At 38.7% G+C, this 20,685-nt stretch carries 17 protein-coding genes; 7 read left to right on the forward strand and 10 right to left on the reverse strand.

Annotation, left to right across the window (positions count from 1 at the left end; all coding sequences use genetic code 11):
• Positions 1-496: 496 nt before the first annotated feature.
• A complete protein-coding gene (gene dnaE / locus B4N43_RS03375) occupies positions 497-4,915 on the forward strand; it encodes a DNA polymerase III subunit alpha (protein ID WP_286732765.1) in 4,419 nt (1,472 codons plus the stop codon).
• Between the two features lie 124 nt (positions 4,916-5,039).
• Positions 5,040-5,360: a thioredoxin gene (trxA, locus tag B4N43_RS03380; RefSeq protein WP_046671752.1), complete on the forward strand. Its 321-nt coding sequence runs from the start codon at positions 5,040-5,042 to the stop codon at positions 5,358-5,360.
• 546 nt (positions 5,361-5,906) lie between these two features.
• Here the strand turns inward: trxA and rplI are convergent.
• The 7 genes from rplI to B4N43_RS03415 all read right to left on the reverse strand — a co-directional run bounded on the left by rplI (position 5,907) and on the right by B4N43_RS03415 (position 12,099).
• Positions 5,907-6,350 (reverse strand): 50S ribosomal protein L9, encoded by a 444-nt coding sequence (gene rplI / locus B4N43_RS03385; RefSeq protein ID WP_046671751.1) that lies wholly within the window; start codon positions 6,348-6,350, stop codon positions 5,907-5,909.
• A 15-nt stretch (positions 6,351-6,365) separates the two neighbouring features.
• Positions 6,366-6,629 (reverse strand): 30S ribosomal protein S18, encoded by a 264-nt coding sequence (gene rpsR, locus B4N43_RS03390; RefSeq protein WP_028071347.1) that lies wholly within the window; start codon positions 6,627-6,629, stop codon positions 6,366-6,368.
• Positions 6,629-6,997: a 30S ribosomal protein S6 gene (rpsF, locus tag B4N43_RS03395; protein WP_046671750.1), complete on the reverse strand. Its 369-nt coding sequence runs from the start codon at positions 6,995-6,997 to the stop codon at positions 6,629-6,631. Before rpsF ends, rpsR begins: the two co-directional genes overlap by 1 nt.
• 147 nt (positions 6,998-7,144) lie before the next feature.
• Positions 7,145-8,023 (reverse strand): 4-hydroxy-tetrahydrodipicolinate synthase, encoded by an 879-nt coding sequence (gene dapA, locus B4N43_RS03400; protein ID WP_286732767.1) that lies wholly within the window; start codon positions 8,021-8,023, stop codon positions 7,145-7,147.
• A gap of 37 nt (positions 8,024-8,060) precedes the next feature.
• A complete protein-coding gene (gene ligA / locus B4N43_RS03405; protein ID WP_286732768.1) occupies positions 8,061-10,085 on the reverse strand; it encodes an NAD-dependent DNA ligase LigA in 2,025 nt (674 codons plus the stop codon).
• Between the two features lie 119 nt (positions 10,086-10,204).
• Complete coding sequence (locus tag B4N43_RS03410) at positions 10,205-11,236, reverse strand: glycosyltransferase family 2 protein (protein ID WP_286732770.1); 1,032 nt, start codon at positions 11,234-11,236, stop codon at positions 10,205-10,207.
• A complete protein-coding gene (locus tag B4N43_RS03415; RefSeq protein WP_120333360.1) occupies positions 11,233-12,099 on the reverse strand; it encodes a lysophospholipid acyltransferase family protein in 867 nt (288 codons plus the stop codon). The genes B4N43_RS03410 and B4N43_RS03415 overlap by 4 nt, the downstream gene beginning before the upstream one ends.
• Before the next feature lie 87 nt (positions 12,100-12,186).
• Here B4N43_RS03415 and B4N43_RS03420 point away from each other — a divergent pair, with 87 nt between their 5' ends.
• Together B4N43_RS03420 and B4N43_RS03425 are read left to right on the forward strand one after the other, a co-directional pair.
• Positions 12,187-12,798: a WbqC family protein gene (locus tag B4N43_RS03420; RefSeq protein WP_286732772.1), complete on the forward strand. Its 612-nt coding sequence runs from the start codon at positions 12,187-12,189 to the stop codon at positions 12,796-12,798.
• A 64-nt stretch (positions 12,799-12,862) separates the two neighbouring features.
• On the forward strand, positions 12,863-13,549 hold the full coding sequence (locus B4N43_RS03425) for a hypothetical protein (protein ID WP_075994001.1): 687 nt from the start codon (positions 12,863-12,865) through the stop codon (positions 13,547-13,549).
• Between the two features lie 5 nt (positions 13,550-13,554).
• On the opposite strand, the gene B4N43_RS03430 is transcribed toward B4N43_RS03425, so the two are convergent.
• Together B4N43_RS03430 and B4N43_RS03435 are read right to left on the reverse strand one after the other, a co-directional pair.
• Complete coding sequence (locus B4N43_RS03430) at positions 13,555-14,556, reverse strand: YihY/virulence factor BrkB family protein (RefSeq protein WP_145328711.1); 1,002 nt, start codon at positions 14,554-14,556, stop codon at positions 13,555-13,557.
• A 35-nt stretch (positions 14,557-14,591) separates the two neighbouring features.
• Positions 14,592-16,358, reverse strand: a complete 1,767-nt coding sequence (locus tag B4N43_RS03435; protein ID WP_286732777.1) for an AMP-dependent synthetase/ligase — start codon at positions 16,356-16,358, stop codon at positions 14,592-14,594.
• Between the two features lie 262 nt (positions 16,359-16,620).
• Between B4N43_RS03435 and B4N43_RS03440 the strand changes: the two genes are divergently transcribed.
• A complete protein-coding gene (locus tag B4N43_RS03440; RefSeq protein ID WP_075994951.1) occupies positions 16,621-17,121 on the forward strand; it encodes a hypothetical protein in 501 nt (166 codons plus the stop codon).
• A gap of 54 nt (positions 17,122-17,175) precedes the next feature.
• Here B4N43_RS03440 and B4N43_RS03445 read toward each other — a convergent pair whose 3' ends face one another.
• The gene (locus tag B4N43_RS03445; RefSeq protein WP_286732781.1) at positions 17,176-18,921 is read right to left on the reverse strand and encodes a M61 family metallopeptidase; all 1,746 of its coding nucleotides are present in this window, start codon (positions 18,919-18,921) and stop codon (positions 17,176-17,178) included.
• 336 nt (positions 18,922-19,257) lie between these two features.
• On the opposite strand from B4N43_RS03445, the gene B4N43_RS03450 reads away from it, so the two are divergent.
• Entirely contained in the window at positions 19,258-20,124 is an 867-nt protein-coding gene (locus B4N43_RS03450) for an N-acetylglucosamine kinase (protein ID WP_088162780.1), read from the forward strand.
• Positions 20,125-20,135: 11 nt separating this feature from the next.
• The gene (locus B4N43_RS03455) at positions 20,136-20,660 is read left to right on the forward strand and encodes a glutathione peroxidase (protein ID WP_075993996.1); all 525 of its coding nucleotides are present in this window, start codon (positions 20,136-20,138) and stop codon (positions 20,658-20,660) included.
• Positions 20,661-20,685 lie beyond the last annotated feature (25 nt).

Consider the following 20,685-nt stretch of genomic DNA (forward strand, 5'->3'; position numbering starts at 1 on the left):
ATGCTAAGTTGTGGTTTTAGATGAAAAATTTTACCACACTGGGGAGAGAGCAATAAATATCAACCGCATGATTAGAAGGAAATAAAATCGGAGATACAAGGGAATTAATAGGGAGATTATAGGGGTTCATCCGAATGAGGTCCGAATGAGGTCCCTATAAAGTCCCTATGAAGTACGTGTTAAAAAAGCTATTAATTTGAAGTTGGTATATTGTTGGATCTTTTGATATACATGATAAAAAAGAGCTCGAGGGCTTGATGATTTGGCCTGGTATCGACTTTTCGAGGCGCATAAAAAGAGGAAGATCAAGGAGTTTATGATGCTGTTTCTTGTTAAAGCGAAACAACTGCAAGGTATCGTGTAACGCCAGATTTTCTTTAGTGGATTTTCGCAAAAATCTGACACAATCTTCTCTAATAATTTCGTAAATTTCAAGTTCAAAAAAATGTAAATTGTCTTGCATTTAATGTGTTGTATTAAAGAGGGTTAGAATTTTATGTATATTATTTTCGATACGGAAACGACGGGTTTGCCTAAGCGTTGGGACGCACCAATTACCGATACGGACAATTGGCCTCGCTGTATTCAATTGGCTTGGCAGATTCATGATGAGATGGGAAATTTGGTCGAACATCACGATTTCTTGATTAAGCCAGATGGATTTGATATACCCTATGACTCTGAAAAAATACACGGCATATCGACTGCATTGGCAGAAGAGCAGGGATTGCCGCTTCAGGAGGTCCTAGAGAAATTTAATGTGGCATTGAACAAAGCCAAGTTTGTTGTTGGACAAAATATTGGTTTTGATTTGAATATCATGGGCTGTGAATTTTACCGTTATGGTGTTGCGTCCAATATGGCTAATATGCCTGTATTGGATACCTGTACGGAAGTAACAGCTGAGCTCCTGAAAATTCCGGGCGGTCGCGGTGGACGTTTTAAATTACCCAATTTGACCGAGCTGCATTCCTATTTATTTGGGGTGCCGTTTGCTGAGGCACATAATGCAACAGCCGACGTTGAGGCGACAACACGTTGTTTTCTGGAGCTTGTCAGAAGAGAGGTATTCACTGCCGAAGAACTTCAGGTCGATACGGGCTACTTTGTCGATTTTAAAACCAACAATCCGGGGCCTATACCTACTGTTGGACTGAAACATATCAACCTAAAAGCAGCTTCTGATGAAATTAGAAAACGGTCTCAGCCAGATGAAGTCAAGGTTGTCGTTGATGCGGACGCGTTAGCAGCTTTAAAGGATGCCAAATTTGCCCATTTACATAACCACTCTCAGTTTTCGATCCTGCAGTCGACGATGTCGTACGATAAGTTAGTTTCGGCAGCGGTCAAGGATAATATGCCTGCTGTTGCGTTAACGGATCACGGAAATATGATGGGGGCTTTTGAGTTTGTTTCTCGTGTTATAGGCCATAATAAAGAAGTTGAAGCACAAAATGCGGAGGCAGTTGAGAATGGAGAGGAGCCTACTGGTCAGCTTTTAAAGCCAATTGTTGGTTGTGAGTTTTTTGTTTGTGAAAACCACAAAGATAAGTCCAGGAAGGATAATGGTTATCAGATTGTGTTATTGGCGAAAAATAAACGCGGGTACCATAATCTGGCTAAACTGGCTTCTTTTGCTTATACGTCTGGGTTCTATTATGTGCCGCGGATTGATAAAGATCTTATTCTTCAATACAAGGAAGATGTTATTGCGCTGTCAGGTAACTTACAAGGCGAGGTGCCGAATAAAATACTGAATATTGGTGAGAGCCAGGCCGAAGAAGCTTTGCTGTGGTGGAAAGAACAATTTGGGGATGATTTTTACCTGGAATTGATGCGTCATGGTCAGGAAGATGAGGATCGTGTGAACCAAACCTTGCTGAAGTTTTCCCGTAAATATGAGGTTAAAGTTGTTGCGACCAATAATACGTATTATGAGAAGAAGGGCGATGCGCATGCACATGATATTTTGCTGTGTGTAAAGGATGGTGAGAAACTCTCAACGCCAAAAGGTAGAGGACGAGGGTTCCGTTTTGGTTTACCGAATCAGGAGTATTATTTCAAGTCTTCGGATGAAATGAAGGCTTTATTTAAAGATCTGCCTGAAGCGATTCTAAATATTCAGGAGATTGTCGATAAGGTAGAGATATTTAAGTTAAACCGCGATGTCCTTTTGCCTAAATTTGATATACCCGAAGAATTTCAGGTGGAAGCCGATCTTGAAGATGGCGGAAAACGTGGTGAAAATAAATACCTGGCCCATCTTTGTTATGTGGGGGCGGAGAAACGCTATGAAGAAATTACGACTGATATTCGGGAGCGCCTAGACTTTGAGTTGGCTACCATCGAGAAAACGGGGTATCCGGGTTACTTTTTGATTGTTCAAGATTTTATTGCGGCAGCCCGAGATATGGGAGTTTCCGTGGGGCCAGGACGGGGATCTGCTGCTGGTTCGGCGGTAGCCTATTGTTTGGGAATTACCAATATCGATCCGATTAAATATGATTTGCTTTTTGAGCGTTTCTTGAATCCCGACCGTGTATCCATGCCGGATATCGATATCGATTTTGATGACGAGGGGCGTGGTCGTGTCATGCAATATGTAATCAATAAATATGGCGCTAGTCAGGTTGCCCAGATTATTACCTATGGTACAATGGCAGCGAAGTCATCCATCAAAGATACAGCGCGTGTATTGGACTTACCTTTGGGTGATGCCAATGAGATTGCCAAGCTGATTCCGAATCTTAAATTATCCAAGATTTTTACTTTAGATGATGCCGGCTTAAAGGAAAAGCTGAGAACTGAGGAGATTGAAGCTGTTAATAGATTGAAATCTATTGCTGATGGTGCTGGATTGGAGGCTGAAACGATCAGACAGGCCCGGGTTTTGGAGGGTTCTGTCCGAAATACAGGTATCCATGCTTGTGGTGTTATTATTACGCCAGACGATATTACTAATTTCGTTCCTGTTTCTTTGGCAAAAGACTCGGATCTTTATGTGACGCAGTTCGATAACCACGTTGTTGAAAGTGCCGGTTTGCTGAAAATGGACTTTTTGGGTTTAAAGACACTGACACTGATTAAAGATACAGTCGAAAATGTCAAATTAAGCCATGGTATCGTGCTGGATCCGGATCAATTTCCGATCGACGATGAGCTTACTTATGAGCTCTTTCAACGTGGAGAGACCATCGGGGTGTTTCAGTATGAATCTCCTGGAATGCAGAAATACATGCGAGACCTTAAGCCGACGGTATTTGCCGATTTGATTGCGATGAATGCACTTTATCGCCCGGGTCCAATAGAGTATATTCCAAGTTTTATTAAGCGTAAGCATGGTATAGATCCTATTGTTTACGATTTGGATGCCTGTGAGGAATATTTGAAAGAAACGTATGGAATTACGGTATACCAGGAGCAGGTAATGCTTTTGTCTCAAAAGTTAGCTGGATTTTCGAAAGGTGATGCCGACGTTTTGCGTAAGGCCATGGGTAAGAAGCAAAAGGCGGTACTGGATAAGATGAAGCCTAAGTTTGTGTCGCAGGCAGAGGAGAAAGGACATAATGCAAAAGTTTTGGAGAAGATCTGGACCGACTGGGAAGCTTTTGCAAGTTATGCGTTTAATAAATCCCATTCTACCTGTTATGCTTGGGTTGCTTATCAAACAGCCTATTTGAAAGCGCATTTTCCAGCGGAATATATGGCTGCGGTACTTTCTAACAATATGAATGACATCAAGCAGGTGACATTCTTTATGGAGGAATGTAAACGTATGGGACTAGAGGTACTTGGTCCTGATGTGAATGAATCCTATTATAAGTTTACAGTAAATGAGTCTGGAGCTATTCGTTTTGGGATAGGTGCAGTTAAAGGTGTTGGGGCAGGAGCAGTAGATGCTATCGTGCAAACTCGACAATCAGGATTGTATAAATCTGTTTTCGATATGGCCAAACGGATTGATCTTCGTGCGGTCAACAAGAAAGCTTTCGAGAGTCTGGCTTATGCTGGTGGTTTTGATAGTTTCGATAATACGCATCGTGCACAGTATTTTCATTCGGATGAAAGTTCTACAGGAATGGAAAAGGCAATACGATTCGGCCAGCGTTTTAAAGAAAATGAAAGTTCGGCCCAGGCGAGCTTGTTTGGTGTAGGTGGTGCTGCAGAATTGCCGGAACCTGTTTTGGCACCCTGTCCGCAATGGGGATTGATTGAAAAGCTTAAATATGAAAAAGATGTTATCGGTATTTATTTGACCAGTCACCCCTTAGATACATACCGGTTTGAGATAGAACATTTTTGTCAGAATTCGGTTTCAGATTTGGCATTGATCAATAAAGTTAAAGCGGCAGAGGTCGATGAAGAGACTTTACTTGAGTTTAATCGAATCAAGAATAAAGAATTGGTGATTGGTGGTATTATCGCATCGGCAAACCATCGATTGACGAAGACTGGTAAGCCTTTTGCGTCGTTTATCATAGAAGATTATAGTGATTCTTATGATATGGCAGTTTTTGGCGAAGAATACGTCAAATTGAAGGGGTATTTGCAAGAAGGCTATTTTGTGCAATTACGAGGTTTGGTACAGGAACGTTTCAGGCAGGTTGGAAATTGGGGCTTTGAGCTGCGCAGTGTACAGTTGCTTTCCGATCTTCGTGAGAAGATGGCAAAGAGTTTTACGATTAATATTCCTTTACCTAAGTTGAACGAGGCATTTCTTGACGGAATCAAAGATATACTGGCGCAAAATGAGATTGAGGGGGTTGTGCCAAATTGTCAATTAAAGTTTAAAATTTGGGATCCCCAAGATGAAATATCTGTCGAAATGCCAGCTAAAAGTCTGAAAATAAACCTAACAAATGAATTTTTGGACTGTATAGATAAGTTTGAAGGGATAAATTACCGATTGAATTAGTTTGGATTGGAATTTGTGTAATTAAGATTACAAATACATTGGTAGTTGTTACTATCTTTGTTTATTGATTTTAGCAATTAAATAGTATTAAAGATATAACTTCGGTTTATAAAATTAAAAGATTATGGCATTAGAAATTACAGATAGCAACTTTGAAGAAGTTGTCTTAAAAGCAGACAAACCAGTATTAATTGATTTTTGGGCAGAATGGTGTGGTCCTTGCCGTATGGTAGGTCCTGTGGTTGAAGAACTGGCTAAGGATTATGAAGGTAAAGCTGTTGTAGGAAAAGTAAATGTGGATGAAAATCCAGAGATTTCTGTTCGTTATGGCATTCGTAATATTCCAGCTTTATTGTTCTTTAAAAATGGAGAAATTGTTGATAAACAAATTGGAGCCGTTCCAAAATCAGTATTGAACGAGAAATTAGAAAAACAATTAGCATAACTTAGCTAAATAATGACAAAAAAGCCTGAAATATAATATTTCAGGCTTTTTTTTGTTTTAAAAATTCTATTTTTTATTTTATTTCTAGTTTTTGTTGTTTTATACCTGTATTTTATTTGTTTTGGTGTGTGTTTGTGTATTTATTTTGTTTTTTAATGGTATAACGCATTGTGTTTTTAGTGTTTTTGCGTTTCAATGTGATTTTATTATTAATTTTTGTGTGTTTGTGTTTATTTTTTGATAAAAAATAAATTTTATTTGCAAAAATCAATATTTTTTACTTCTTTTGAGTATTGAAATTGGTTTTCGAAAAGAATTTGTTTCGATTTTTCGATTTTGATATTATTTTTTTTGACTCGATGATTTAGGAGTTGTTTTTTTTGAAAAAAAATAGAAATTGACAAAGATTTTCCCTTTCAAATACCCTAGATTATGCCTCGCGTTGCTCTCCGTAACGCGAGTTTTTTTTTGGCTAAAGTATGGGTAAAAACAAAAGCGGCTATCCTTTCGGATAGCCGCTTTTTATTATTGACTAAATAAACTGAATTATTCAGCAATTACTTCGAAAGGAACTTGAACTTTCACTTCTTTGTGTAAGTTTAAGTTTGCGATGTATTCACCTAATTCTTTAGGTTCTACTTCGAAAGTGATACGACGACGATCTACATCAAAACCTTTTGCTTTCAACGCATCAGCAATTTGAATGCTGTTTACTTTACCAAAGATTTTACCAGATTCACCTGCTTTAGCACCGATTGAAAGTTTAATAGCTTCCAATTTACCAGCTAATTCAGTAGCGTCTTTTTTGATTTTTTCTTGTTTGAACTGAGCTTGTTTGATGTTCTCAGCTAAAACTTTCTTTGCAGATTCAGTCGCTTGGATAGCAAATCCTTGCGGGATTAAGTAGTTACGACCGAAACCTGGCTTTACATTAACGATATCGTTTTGCTCACCTAAGCCTTTAATATCTTGTTTTAAAATTACTTCCATTTTCTATCGTCCTCCTTATTTAATTGCATCAGCTAAGTAAGGTAATAAGCCGATGTGACGAGCACGTTTAACAGCTTGAGCTACTTTACGTTGAAATTTCAAAGATGTACCAGTTAAACGACGAGGTAAGATTTTACCTTGATCATTTACAAATTTCATCAAGAAGTTAGCATCTTTATAATCGATATATTTGATACCATTCTTTTTGAAACGACAGTACTTTTTACGGTTGTCCTCTACTTTAGGAGCAGTTACGTATTGGATATTTTCGTTAGCCATTAGTTTGCGCCCTCCTCAGTTTTAGTTTCAGCTTTTTTGTTGAATGCACCGCTACGTTTTTTCTCGTTGTATGCTTTAGCATGTTTGTCTAAGCTTACAGTCAAGAAACGCATAATGCGCTCATCACGTTTGTATTCAACCTCTAATTTATTGATTAATTCACCTGGAGCCTTGAATTCAGTTAAGTGATAAAATCCAGTAGTTTTTTTCTGGATTGGATACGCTAATTTTTTCAAACCCCAATTGTCTTCAGCGACAATCTCGGCTCCGCCTTCTGTTAAGATGTTTTTGAATTTTGCGATTACTTCTTTCGCAGCATCATCAGAAAGCAACGGGGTAAGAACGATTACAGATTCGTACTGTTGCATTGTGTTAATTAATTTTGTTATTTAAAATTCCACTTTTGTGGAAGTGCAAAGGTAGTTATTATATTGTTATGTTGCAAAGCTTTGAAATAAAAAAGTTTAGATCCTTTGGAGGGATCTAAACTTTTCTCAACCGAACTAGGCTATATTTTAGTTCAATTTCTTTAATTCTTCTTTGATAGCTGCCTGTATTTTCTCGCTAACAGGGACTAAAGGAAGTCGTAATTGATCTTTTCCGATCCCCAATTCCTGTAAAATATATTTTACACCAGCAGGGTTTCCTTCAATAAAACACAGATCTGTAATGTCAAGGAGTTCATTATGGATCGATCTAGCTTCCGCATAATTGCCTTCAGCGCATAACTTAGCTAATGTGGCAACCTTTTTCGGTAATGCGTTTCCAATCACTGAAATGATACCAGCAGCTCCAAGAGACATCATCGGCAAGGTAACCGGATCATCTCCGGAGATCAATAGAAATCCCGTAGGTTTATCCCGTAGAATTTCGTTGAATTGCGCAAAATTTCCAGAAGCTTCTTTGATGGCTACGATATTGGAAAAATCATTGGCCAGTCGTAATGTTGTCTGTGCTGTTATATTGCTGCCCGTACGCCCAGGCACATTGTATAAAATAACCGGAAGTGGAGAGGCGTTTGAAACAGCCTTGTAATGCTGGTAAATGCCTTCTTGTGTTGGTTTGTTATAATAAGGAGATACGGATAAAATTGCACAGAAGCCTGTTGGATCAAAGTCCTTAATTTGTTCCACAATTTCGGCCGTATTATTACCGCCAATTCCAGCAACCAAAGGAAGTCTACCGTTCACGCGCTTGACAGTAAAATCCCAGATACGCTTTCGTTCATCATTGGTTAAAGTGGCAACTTCTCCAGTTGTACCTAAAGAAACCAAATAATCCATACCTTCGTTGATTTGCAAGTCAATTAGCTGACCTAATGCTTCGAAATCAACAGATTCATCTGAGTTAAAAGGAGTGACCAATGCTACTCCTGCGCCGTGAAGCTCGTTCATCTTGTTTTTGTATTTATATAAATTTAATTAAAAAAACTTACTTGGGATTAATGAGATCAAATAGTTCTTTATCATTAATCATCGGGATACCCAATTTTTCTGCCTTCGCTAGTTTGGACGGTCCCATTTTATCTCCCGCTACGAGGTAGCTTAATTTGGCAGAAATGGAAGATAACATCTTTCCGCCATTGCTTTCAATTACTGCTGCTAGCTCTTCACGTGAATGGTCTGCAAATACACCAGAAATCAGGAAGGTTTTCCCTTCAAGTGAATTGCTCGCAAGGATGATCTCCTTTTCCTCAATTTCGAAATTTAAGCCATAATTTCTCAGTGCAACAATCTGTTGTTGATGAATTGGATTGTCTAAGTATTCTTTGACACTCTCCGCAATACGGCGTCCAATGTCTTGTACTCCTTCGATTTCCTCTGTCGAGGCTTGCGCGAGTGCATCAATATTTTTGAAATGCTGAGCTAATTTTTTTGCAATCGTCTCGCCGACATGACGTATTCCAAGCGAAAATAAGACTTTTTCAAAAGGTTTTTCTTTGGATTTTTCGATGCCGTTGAGCATGTTATCGATTGATTTTTGACCGAAACGTTCCAGTTGTTGCAGGTCATCTTGATGATCTTTTAGGCCATAGATGTCAACGATATTGCGTAACAAACCTTTCTTGAAGAAAGTATCCACGGTCTCGTCTCCCATTCCCTCGATGTCCATCATTTTTCGTCCGATAAAATGCTGCATTTTGCCAACAATTTGTGGCGGGCACCCAGTTTCATTAGGGCAGTAGTGTACGGCTTCCCCTTCTTGTCGTATAAGTGCTGTGTCGCATTCCGGACAAGATGTGGGGTAGACAAAACTTGTTGATCCTGCTAATCTTTTCTCGAGGTTTACCCCAATTATTTTAGGTATAATTTCGCCCCCTTTTTCTACAAAGACAGTGTCATCTTCGTGTAGGTCGAGACGTGCGATTTCATTTGCATTGTGTAAGGAAGCGCGTTTTACCGTTGTGCCTGCCAGTTGTACAGGTTGAAGATTGGCAACAGGTGTAACAGCGCCGGTACGTCCAACTTGATAACTAATCGAGTTCAGCGTGGTTTCTACACGCTCTGCTTTGAATTTATAGGATATTGCCCAACGTGGATTTTTGGCTGTAAAGCCAAGTTCCTCCTGTTGTGCGTAATCATTTACTTTAATAACAATTCCATCAATTTCATAACCTAAGTTATGACGTTCGACATCCCAGTAGTCAATAAATGCAAAAACATCGGTTAACGTGATGCATTTTCTGCTATGCTCGCTGACGTGAAATCCCCAGTCTTTGACATGGTTTAAGCTATTCCAATGGTCGTGAAATAGATTTGTTCTGTTTTCGCAGTACAAAAAGTAAAGGAAACAGTCCAATGGGCGTTTTGCAACTTCAGCAGAATCTTGGAGTTTGATGGTTCCAGAAGCGAAATTTCTTGGGTTGGCATAGGTTTGCTCCTCATTATCGGCTCGTTCCTTATTCAGGCGGAGAAAAGCTGATTTGTGCATAAATATTTCACCTCGTATTTCGAATTGATCTGGATAATCTCCTTCTTTGAGTTTGATCGGGATAGAACGAATGGTTTTAACATTGTTTGTGACAACATCGCCTTGTGTACCATCACCGCGCGTAACGGCTTTACTTAGTAGGCCATTTTCATAAGTCAAGCTGATGGATAAACCGTCAAATTTTAATTCACAGACATATTCGAACTGATCGCCGATGATTTTGCGGATTCGCTGGTCGAAGTCAAGTAACTCCTCCTGATTGTATGTGTTGCCCAATGAAAGCATTGGCCAGCGGTGCTTTTCCGTTTGAAATCGGGAGGTAATGTCTCCACCAACACGTTGTGTAGGGGAGTTGGGGTCGGCAAAGTTGGGATATTGAGCTTCCAGCGCTTCGAGTTCCTTTAATTTAAGGTCGAAGTCGTAGTCCGAAATAACACTGTTCGCCAATACATAGTATTGATAGTTATAATGGTTGAGCTCTGCCGTTAAGTCTTTTATCTTTTTTTCAATATCCATCACCAACATTTTGCAAAATTACAAATAAAAAGTACGTTTAAATAAAATAAATAAAGAATCTTGTCGTAATGACTGCTTTATTTTGAAAATGCGTTTTTCTGCATTTTATGTTACAAGGAAATAATACGCTATTTGAAATCCTCTGGATTTAGCTGAGAAAATTTATGTTTGTTATTTGTGTAAAAATCAATGATAATCGATTTTGTGTACTGCCCTTTTGTATTTTCTTTCACCTTGTATTTTTTTCGTTTTTTAGCATTTTTGAAAATATTCAAGAAGAAATACTGATGTGCACGACTGATTGCCCAGGCATCCTTGGGTTTCCTGTCGATCAGAAATTTAGCAAGGGCTGCAAAGTCAAACCAAAGCCTGATGAAAATAATCCATATGGCTTTGCCTAGCGGCAGGTTTTTTTGCAGCATGACCATGTTATTCCTAAAATTGAGGTAAGTCTTTTTGGGATTACTTGCATTGAGGGTTCCCCCACCTACATGATAAACAATAGATTTCGGACAATAGCCTATGCCATAGCCCATTTTCTTTAATCGCCAACATAGATCGATTTCCTCCATATGAGCAAAGAAATCTTCGTCAAGACCATCTGCCTCTTTCCAGGCGTCAGAGCGAATAAAAAGTGCAGCTCCAGATGCCCAGAAAATCTCGGATTCATTATCGTACTGTCCCGCATCATCTTCTACTTCATGTAGGATTCTACCTTTACAGAAAGGAAAGCCAAAGTAATCCAGATAGCCACCGGCCGCTCCGGCATGTTCGAACTTCTGCTTGTCATGAAATGAACGTATTTTGGGCTGTGCTGCTGCCAGGGAAGGGTTTCTTTCCAAGTATTCAATCACTGGCTCAATCCAGTTTTGGCTCACTTCAACATCCGAATTGAGAAGTACATAGTAATCAGCATCTACACGCTGCAGTATTTTGTTATAACCTCCCGCGAAGCCATAGTTTTTGTCATTTTCAAGGATAGTAATCGTCGGATAGTACTGTTTCACAAATGAAATTGAATCATCATCGGAGGCATTGTCTCCAATGACAAATTCGACATTCGGATACGAACTGTTATATACGGATGGTAAAAATTTTTCCAGGAAAAATCGGCCATTCCAATTGAGGATAACGACAGCTACTTTTGGTAATTTACTCATTTTCTACGTTTTCTTTTCCAGCGATTATGTGACCATAACCAATATTCTGGGTTTTCACGAATAAGCTGTTCAGCAAATTGATTGTGTATATCGGTAATTTCATGTTCTCCAAAGCCACTTGGATCTTCGATTAAAGTAACGAATTTACAGAAATATTGCCCTCTTTTGGGCTTTCTTCCGATATAGCAATAGACCACAGGCGCTTTACTTATTCTAGAAAGTCTTTCGGCTCCTGTATAGACCAATGTTTCCTGATTTAGCCAATTAATAAAATAATCGGAATCCGAATACAGCGGTGTTTGATCGGCAACGAGTATACTGATATTGGGCTGGCCTTTCAACTTTACGATATGACGGAGTATTTGTTTCATTGGTACCATTTCGGCGCCAAACCTTCCTCGCATATCATTGTACACTGTGTCAATATCTTTGTTATTGAGTGGTTTGTATACAATCAGCGTAGGGAAGTTTGTAATTAAGCTCAAACGGTGAATACCCAGCTCCCAATTGGCATAATGTGAGGTCACCCCGATTACGTTTTTGCCCGCTTCGAGGTGTTTCGTCAATTCTTCTACATCTTCCAAAGTCATCTTTTTCTTGACTTCCTCAGCGGTAATCGTTTTCAATTTGATCGATTCGACAAGGAGATCCGGGAAAAAACGATAAAACTTTTTGGCAATCACCAGACGTTCTTTATCCGTTTTTTCTGGAAAAGCATTTTTTAAGTTCTGAAATACAATATTCTTCCTATATCCAATAATATAGTAGAGTATGTAATAAAGCCCATCGGAGATCAAATATAGAAACCAATAGGGGAGAAGAGAGATGATATAGATTAATGCGTTTAACGCTTTTTGTTTCATGCTATAGCTAAAATTCCCAGTGTTCTTTACAAATATCCTTAATTTAAGTTATTTTTGCGTCACTTATAACAAAAATCATCAGTTTTTATGGAATCGCAGTTATTACTTCCGGCATGTTATCTTCCACCAATATCCTATTTTCATACGATACAAGAGCATAATCTTCCTTTGATCATCGAGAAATATGAGCATTTTCAAAAGCAGAGTTATCGTACGCGGGCGCGTATTGCTTCAGCAAATGGTGTGCAGGATTTGATCGTACCCATTCAACATGGCAATAAAGAACGTGTTCCTATGAAAGATATTCGGATAAGCTATGAGTTTGACTGGCAGCGTTTACATTGGCTAAGTATTCAGACAGCTTACCGTAGCTCTGCATATTTTGAATATTATGAAGATGATTTTATACGATTCTATGAGGAAAAGTTTGCGTATTTGGTAGACTTTAATGTTGCTCAATTAGAACTCATTCTAAAATCGATCAAACTTAAACGAGCAATAGGGTTTACAGAAGAGTATGTTGCTGCGCCTTCGGAAATGATCGATTTCCGTAACCTGATCCATCCTAAAAAAGAAAGTGTATTGCGTGATCCAAAAGAATATTATCAGGTTTTTTCTGATAAAAATGGATTTTATCCCGATTTAAGCATTATCGATTTGCTATTCAATCAAGGACCACAATCAAAAAGTTATCTGTAGCCTGACGGTTTTTTTGAACAAAATGCGTTTAATATTGTTGTTATTCAATATTGAACGCATTTAAATGAAACATTTCTTTTTTACTTTTCTTCTTTTTTCTTTGTGTTGGACTTTCGCGCGGGCTCAGGGCGGTGTTGATACGATACATTATCGAAAAGTTTACTATTGGGGAACAACGGGAATGGGCTTCCCGATCGGAAAAACCAAAGATATACTTTCGCCAAAGTTTTCTGGTAGTATTGGTTTGGATATCTCGCTGAAAAATCCAATGTTTTTTGTGTCCCCCACACTTTATACACTTTCATTCAAGTATAAGCAGCGATTGGTCGATCCGAATTTTGAGTATCGTATCGAAGACGCAAATACCAATTTCTATACCCTTTCATTTTCGGGGGGCATTAGGAAGCAGATGCGATTATTGAATATCTATGGTTTTGTAGGTCCCGGTGTAGGATTGACGAGTGAGCCAAGGGCAAATGTACTCGCGGACCAAAAGCTTATTAAGATGGAAAATAAAAATCACCTGAATTTCTCCAGCAAAATAGGTGCTGGGGCAGATTATAAATTTAACGGCTTCTTTTTAGGACTTGAGCTTGGTTATCTCCATAATTTTAGGAAGATTCAGGACACTCCTGTGAATATTTTTACCGTTATGGTGGGATTAAAATCCGATATTACACAAATTGGGGATAAAGTCATCAATGTCATTGGTATCGATGGTTCCATTAGTGGCAAAAAAGAGAAAAAATAGACGACTTATTTTAAGACCTGAATAGTGTCTCCAACATGTGCTTCGGCGTCGCTGCCTGTTTTTTTAACTTTTTCCGTTTGTTCAACCGCTACTGCAAATGTGGACGGAATAATGCCTGCACCAAATTTGATCGCATAAAATTTGGTGAATTCTGCGCCAAAATACAATATTGCAGCCGAATAGTAGATCCATAATAACATAACAATTATTGATCCCGCAGCTCCGTAAAAGCTGGCTGTGGAGGAAAGATTCAGATAGATTGAAATGCCGTACCGGCCTAACATAAAAAGTAAGCCTGTAAAGATAGCTCCACCAAGCATGTCTCTGAATTTTACTTTAGCATCCGGAAGGAAGGAAAAGATAAAGCCAAATAAAATGACAATGACCGAAAATGTGATACCCGTATTCACCCATGAAATGAGTGCAATCGGAATAAAAGGAAAATAAGTCATGACTAAATTGGTCACAGCAACGATAACTCCGTTGATCATGAGTGAGGCAATTAGCAAAAAACCAAGGGCGATGACGATGGAAAAAGAAATCAGCCTGTTGATGATTAATTTTAGCCATCCCTTTTTTGGTTTCGGTTTTACTTTCCAGATATTGTTTATTGAATCCTGTATATCAACGAATAAGGTTGTGGAGGATAGAATCAATGTAACGATACCTATTGTGATCCCCATATTAGATTTATTCTCGAAAGTTATCTTCTGAAGATAGGACTGGATCTGTGTGGTCACATCCTGACCAAAAAGAACCATGACCTCCTCCAGCACCTGATCTTGCGCTGAAGATCCACTTTGAAGATGTTCTCCATAGAAAAATCCAATACACCAGATAACAATCATAAGAAGTGGGCCGATGGAGAAGACGGTATAATAAGCCAATGAAGCACTCTTCTTCATACATTTGTCATCATTGAATCCATTAAAGGCATCAATTAAGACATGCCAAATGTTTTTCCAGTAGGCGAGTGTAAATAAATCTCGTAGTGTAACGTGCTTCATAATAAGATGATCAGCTCCAATAATCGTGCAAATTGTTACTCTTGGTTTTGTTCCTGATACAATTTGTCGATTGCTCCTTCGTTCTCTTTTAAAATAATTTTTCGTTTTAGACTCAATTTTGGCGTCAATTGACCGTCGTTGATTGTCCATTCCTTTGGAAGAAGAATAAATTTCTTGACAATTTCCCAATGTCCAAAGTTAGTAGATAATCGGTTAATTTCTTCTTGATATTTTTGGATTACTTCCGGATTTTTGATGATTTCTTCGTTTGAACCGCTGGTAATACCTTTTTGGTTTGCCCATTTGGATAGCACATCAAATGCAGGAACAATCAAGGCTCCGGGAAATTTTCTATTTTCTCCAAAAACCATGACTTGTCCGATTAATGTAGACTCCATGAGTTTGTTTTCAATGGATTGGGGCGCGATATATTTACCACCTGCAGTCTTAAACATTTCCTTTTTTCGATCGGTTATTTTTAGGAAACCATCGGATGTAATTTCTCCAATATCGCCCGTCTTGAAAAAACCATTATCGTCAAAAGCTTCTTTTGTGGCTTCTTCATTTTTATAATAGCCTGTCGTGATACTAGGGCCCTTGACAAGAATCTCACCATCTGAAGCGATTTTAACTTCTAAGTTTTTCAGGGGTTTGCCTACAGTCCCAAATTTCAACCCATTGGGTAAGTAGGAGTTTACAGCAATAACCGGAGATGTTTCAGTCAGGCCGTATCCCTCAAGTACTTTAAGTCCAGCGGCCCAGAATACACGCGCTAAACGCTCTTGAAGAGCTGCTCCACCGGATACAATGATCTTAATATTTCCGCCAAGAGCTTCTTGCCATTTCGAAAATATCAGTTTTCTAGCGATCGCAAGTTTGAGATTGTAAAGTGGTCCATTATGTTCTGGTTCTTGAAATTTCAAGCCAAGATCAACAGCCCAGAAGAAAATTTTCTTTTTTAATCCAGTTAAGGCTTTCCCTTTTTCAATAATCTTATCGTATACTTTCTCCAGGACACGGGGTACGGTGGTGAATACATCCGGTTTGACATCGTTGATATCGGCAACAACATTGTCTAAGGTCTCGGAAAAATAGATCTGGATTCCTTTCGAATAGTACATATATACCACCATGCGTTCAAAAATATGGCATAGCGGAAGAAAGCTAAGTGCCGTTTTGAAATCCGATCGGATGAGATGATTGCATGCCAAGACGTTGCTGTATACGTTTTTGTGGGACAGGTATACGCCTTTAGGGCGTCCTGTGGTACCTGAAGTGTAGATCAGTGTTAATAGATCTTCTTCTGTAACAGCCTCTCGAAGTGGAGCCAGGTCGGTTGTGTCATCTTTTGCTGTTTCGATGAATGTTTTTAGCTGCGTATAATTTTCAATAGCATCAAATGTATACAGTTGTGGGTGTATACCGTGCTCCTTGATGGCTTGTTCAATACGGTCCGTCAATTCTCTGTTGCTGACAAATAGTACGTTGACATCCGAGTCATTTACAATAAACGAAAGATCCTGTGCGGATAAAGTGGGATAGAGGGGGACAGTTGCAAGACCTATTTGATTGCAGGCAAAATCAACTAAATTCCACTCGGGTCTGTTGCCGGACATGATCCCTACCCGATCACCTTTTTTGAGACCTAGTTTCAGTAACGCCCTGCTTAAGGTGTCAATTGCGTCGGTGTATTCTTTGGTAGAATACGTCTTCCACTGGCCATTTCCATCTCGCCCTGCCACCATGATGTCCTTTGCGTATTTTTCTTTATATAAGGTTATAAAGTCAAAAATTCTGCCCATATCACTTGAGTTTATTTGGTTACTACTACATGCTGTATTGACCTAAATATACAGAAATAAAGTTGGATAATTTGGGATTATTGTCATAACAAATTAAACATTGTTTCGTTATAGCTGTAATGGATATTTACCCTATTGAAAAGGTCCTTCGTAGGGGAAGTTCTGGTAAATAGTTTTTTATGTGCACTGCAATTATATTGCATATAAAAAGCAATTTATCTATGTTTGGAAAAATGTAAAGCAAAAAAAGCGTACGATTTTTATGAAAAAAATATTTTTGGCTGTCGGTGGAATGCTGATGTTTGGAGCATTATCCAATAGAGCTATGGCTCAGTTGGACAATAAGGGTGCTATTGGTGGACGTTTCGGGTCTGCTCAGGGAATTACATATCGTCACACGCTTAACTCGGACCATGCATTGGAAGGAATTATGAGTATTCAGAGCAATTCTGATTTTCGCCGTTTCCGCGTTGTGGGTTTATATGAAATCTATAAACCATTGACTGCTGGGTTTAATTGGTATTATGGTTTTGGTGGTAGTATCGGTTCTTATAAGGAGAAAGACAAAATTATAGATGGTCAGCGCCATTCATTTGATTCACAGCTTAATCTAAGTATTGACGGTATCGTAGGTATTGAATATAATATTCCGCAGGCACCGTTTCAAATCTCATTGGATGTAAAACCATATTTCGATTTTCTAAACGAATCCAGTATCAAATTATTTGATCCGATCGGTTTTTCGGTAAGATATAAATTTTAAAAAAAGAATAGCGGGATTTCCCGCTATTCTTTTTTTAATGATAATACTTCCGTGTTAAGCCATCCAGATTTTACCTAGCAATTCCTGTAGAAAGGTTTGTTCTTTGAGCGGACGGATTTCGTATATCTTTTTATTGCTCTTTTTGATTTGAACAGGGATTTCCCGCACTAAACCATCTCGTGCCACCAGGAAGTTTAATATCTCCCCCTCTTTGGCATGTTGAACAATGAAATCAATTTCCTTGTCCTTAACATCGAGCCTGTTACTATTAATTGCAATTAGTTCGTCTTTTACACTTAATCCGGCATCATATGCACCAGAATCTTTTTCCACTGTCGCTACCGAAATTAGCCCATCCACTTTATTGGTTGTAATACCTAGTGTCAACGTGTTGTTATTAACATTGGTATCAACAATTTCATAACCAACGAGATTAAAATAATCGTTGTATTCCAGTTCTCCGTCCTGATGAGCAGCATTGAAAATGTCGTCCAGCGAAGTGCCTGCGATACGCTCAGCAAGGCTTCTCAATTCGTTTTCTTCAAATCCACGATCAAGTTTTAGGTAGAACTCCTCATAAGCCTCGCGGATAACATCATCCAATTTTAGCCTACCTTCTGTAGCGGCAATAATTTTAATATCCAACAATGCTGTCAGCATTGCACCTTTGTTGTAATAGGAAATTCCAGAATTCATCGAATTTTCATCAGGCCGATAATATTTAATCCAGGTATCGAAACTTGAGGCGGCAGCAGACTGTATCGTATGCCCAGGGCGGTTTAATACAATGTTGAAATCGTTGGCTAGCAAAGCGAGATACTCTTTTTCATCATAGAATCCACAGCGTTTAATAATTAAATTATCATAGTACGAAGTGAATCCTTCCATGATCCAGAGGCCGGTGGTATAGTTTTCGGCATCGTAATTAAACGGTCCTAATGCTTTTGGACGTAAGCGTTTCACATTCCATAGGTGAAAATACTCATGTGCAACGAGACTCAAATAGTTTTTGTAGCTGGTCTCATTTAGATAGGCATTTCTCGAGGCTCCCAATACTGTTGAATTGAGATGTTCTAGACCTCCACCTCCAGATTGGTAGTTGTGGGTAATAATGACATATCGCTCATTGGGGTTTGAACCCCAGATGCGGGTTTCTTCTTCGACGATACGTGTGATATCTTTCGTCAGGCGTTCTTTATCATAGCTTCCACCCCCGACCATGGCGCATTCATGTTCGACACCGGCAGCTTGGAATTTCCAGACATCCTGATTACCAGCTTCGATGGGTGTATCATATAATATGTCAAAATTTGGCGCATAAAACGTACGTTCTTCAATTTGTTGGAGTCCAGTTGATATACTTGCCCACGAATCTTTTAGTGCTATGCTGATTGTCGAAGGATTGTCTATACGGCCATCGATATGAAAGAAAGTTGCCGTAGGCACAATAAAAGCATGGTCACTATCGAAAAAGTTGGTACGCACAGAAACTTCAAAACCGTATATGGCGTAGATGACTTCGATCTGATCCAAAGATTCTGTGGGTATTCGCCAGGTGTTCTTTGAAATTTTCTGGTAGGCAATTGTATTTCCTGTTTTGTCAAATGATCGAAATCGTTCTACGTTTTTAGCATATTCACGAATTAAATAAGATCCAGGAGACCAGACCGGCATTTTTAGATCGACATAAGGCTGGTTGAGCTTTGCGATGCTCATTTTTACTTCGATATAATGAGCTTGTGCTTCTGAAAATGATACCTCAAAATGTATTTCGGGTATACTGAAATGGTCACTGTCCATGAAAGATGATTTTAGTATGAGCTTACAAAATTAAAAGTATCGTACGCTTAACCAAACAAAAAAATAGATTGTTGGTTCTACAATTATGAATCAGCGTGCTTCGTCATTGTTCCTTCAGTAGAAAAAGAACAATGACGGGAAGCAGCTAATAGTACCCTCCAATATACATAAATTTATTTAAGAAATGAGGTGTAAATCGATAGGCATAATAGCTGCTTTGGATGAAATACCGGTTTTTATTTGGCTGGGGAGATGAAGCAAAAAATCTGTTTTTTATCAGAATTTTTGCTAAGTTTGATACAGTAGTTTATAGGGGGAAAATAATCAAGAATTTGTATGATCTTAGTTGTTGATAGCGGCTCTTCAAAGTCGGATTGGAAGTTGGAATTGCCAGATAGTGCGCCTATCTCATTCAGTACAAATGGACTCAATCCTTTTTTTGTGAATGAAAAGGAAATCACACGTGTTATTAAGGAGATACCCGAAATTATTCCCTACGCCGATGAAGTTACTGAGTTGTATTTTTTTGGTGCAGGATGCATTACGCCTGATCGTCGGGAAATGGTTTCAAATGCATTGACACCCTTATTCGAAAATGCTTACATTTCTGTTGAGAATGATCTTTTTGGTAGTGCCTTAGCGACCTGTGGTAATAAAAAAGGTTATGTAGCGACATTAGGGACAGGGTCTGATTTGAGTTTTTTTGACGGAGAGGAGCTGATGCCATCGCATAATGGAAATGGCTATGTATTAGGTGATGAGGGCTCGGGGGCATATTTTGGAAAAAATCTCGTTAGACTTTTTCTATATGGCCGTATGCCGAAAGATCTGAACGAAAAATTTGCGAACAAATACAGAATAAATAAAGAGATCGTCATCAAAAATGTTTATCAAAAAGAACGTCCAAATGCTTTCTTAGCATCGTTTGCACCGTTCATGTCCGATAATATTACCCATCCCTTTATTATTGATCTGGTAAAGAGTGGATTCGAAGAATTTGTTCAAGCTTCGATTTTGACCTATCCGGACTATAATAAATATGCCTGTCACTTTGTAGGTTCTATTGCTTATAGTTTTGATTTAATTTTACGGGAAGTCTGTGAAACACATCAGATAAAGGTAGGTACTATTTTAAAATCTCCTATCAACGAGCTTTTTGATGCGGTACTGGAAAGAGAGAGTAATTCATTGTTAAGTCTTTAAAATAATTAAATATGATTATTGCAACTATTATGGTGTATATGTCAATGTTATTTGGCAATCCCAATTTTTATGATTTTAAGTTTACGACACTTGATGGGCAAGAAGTGAAAATGTCCGATTTCAAGGGAAAGAAAATATTGATCGTGAATACTGCCTCAAAATGCGGTTTCACAAAACAGTACAAAGATCTGGAGGAATTGCACAAAACCTTTGGCGATAAGCTCGTCATTATTGGCTTTCCGGCAAATAATTTTGGACAACAGGAACCAGGGTCAAATGCGCAGATTCAAGAGTTTTGTGAACAAAATTATGGTGTTGATTTTCTAATGGCCGAAAAGGTCGATGTCAAAGGAGATCAAATATCACCTTTGTTTAAGTATTTGACTGCGCAGGAGAACCCAGATTTTAAAGGTGAAATCAAATGGAACTTTGAAAAGTTTTTGATCGATGAGAACGGTAAACTTGTACATCGCTTCCGTTCAGCGACGAATCCGCTGGATCCGGCTATTGTAAACTGGGTAGAAAACAAGAAATAGTAAAAATAACAAAATAAAAAAGCTG

Origin of the sequence: Sphingobacterium sp. UBA1897, assembly GCF_002337775.1 — a bacterium.
Lineage (GTDB): Bacteria > Bacteroidota > Bacteroidia > Sphingobacteriales > Sphingobacteriaceae > Sphingobacterium > Sphingobacterium siyangense.

Coding starts and splice junctions, on each gene's coding strand:
- B4N43_RS03425 (WP_075994001.1), top strand. CDS start 12,863: ATGAAACATTTCTTTTTTACTTTTCTTCTTTTTTCTTTGTGTTGGACT.
- B4N43_RS03430 (WP_145328711.1), bottom strand. CDS start 14,556: ATGAAGCACGTTACACTACGAGATTTATTTACACTCGCCTACTGGAAA.
- B4N43_RS03420 (WP_286732772.1), top strand. CDS start 12,187: ATGGAATCGCAGTTATTACTTCCGGCATGTTATCTTCCACCAATATCC.
- B4N43_RS03440 (WP_075994951.1), top strand. CDS start 16,621: ATGAAAAAAATATTTTTGGCTGTCGGTGGAATGCTGATGTTTGGAGCA.
- trxA (WP_046671752.1), top strand. CDS start 5,040: ATGGCATTAGAAATTACAGATAGCAACTTTGAAGAAGTTGTCTTAAAA.
- B4N43_RS03450 (WP_088162780.1), top strand. CDS start 19,258: ATGATCTTAGTTGTTGATAGCGGCTCTTCAAAGTCGGATTGGAAGTTG.
- B4N43_RS03445 (WP_286732781.1), bottom strand. CDS start 18,921: ATGGACAGTGACCATTTCAGTATACCCGAAATACATTTTGAGGTATCA.
- ligA (WP_286732768.1), bottom strand. CDS start 10,085: ATGTTGGTGATGGATATTGAAAAAAAGATAAAAGACTTAACGGCAGAG.
- B4N43_RS03415 (WP_120333360.1), bottom strand. CDS start 12,099: ATGAAACAAAAAGCGTTAAACGCATTAATCTATATCATCTCTCTTCTC.
- B4N43_RS03435 (WP_286732777.1), bottom strand. CDS start 16,358: ATGGGCAGAATTTTTGACTTTATAACCTTATATAAAGAAAAATACGCA.
- rpsF (WP_046671750.1), bottom strand. CDS start 6,997: ATGCAACAGTACGAATCTGTAATCGTTCTTACCCCGTTGCTTTCTGAT.
- B4N43_RS03410 (WP_286732770.1), bottom strand. CDS start 11,236: ATGAGTAAATTACCAAAAGTAGCTGTCGTTATCCTCAATTGGAATGGC.
- rplI (WP_046671751.1), bottom strand. CDS start 6,350: ATGGAAGTAATTTTAAAACAAGATATTAAAGGCTTAGGTGAGCAAAAC.
- rpsR (WP_028071347.1), bottom strand. CDS start 6,629: ATGGCTAACGAAAATATCCAATACGTAACTGCTCCTAAAGTAGAGGAC.
- dapA (WP_286732767.1), bottom strand. CDS start 8,023: ATGAACGAGCTTCACGGCGCAGGAGTAGCATTGGTCACTCCTTTTAAC.
- B4N43_RS03455 (WP_075993996.1), top strand. CDS start 20,136: ATGATTATTGCAACTATTATGGTGTATATGTCAATGTTATTTGGCAAT.
- dnaE (WP_286732765.1), top strand. CDS start 497: ATGTATATTATTTTCGATACGGAAACGACGGGTTTGCCTAAGCGTTGG.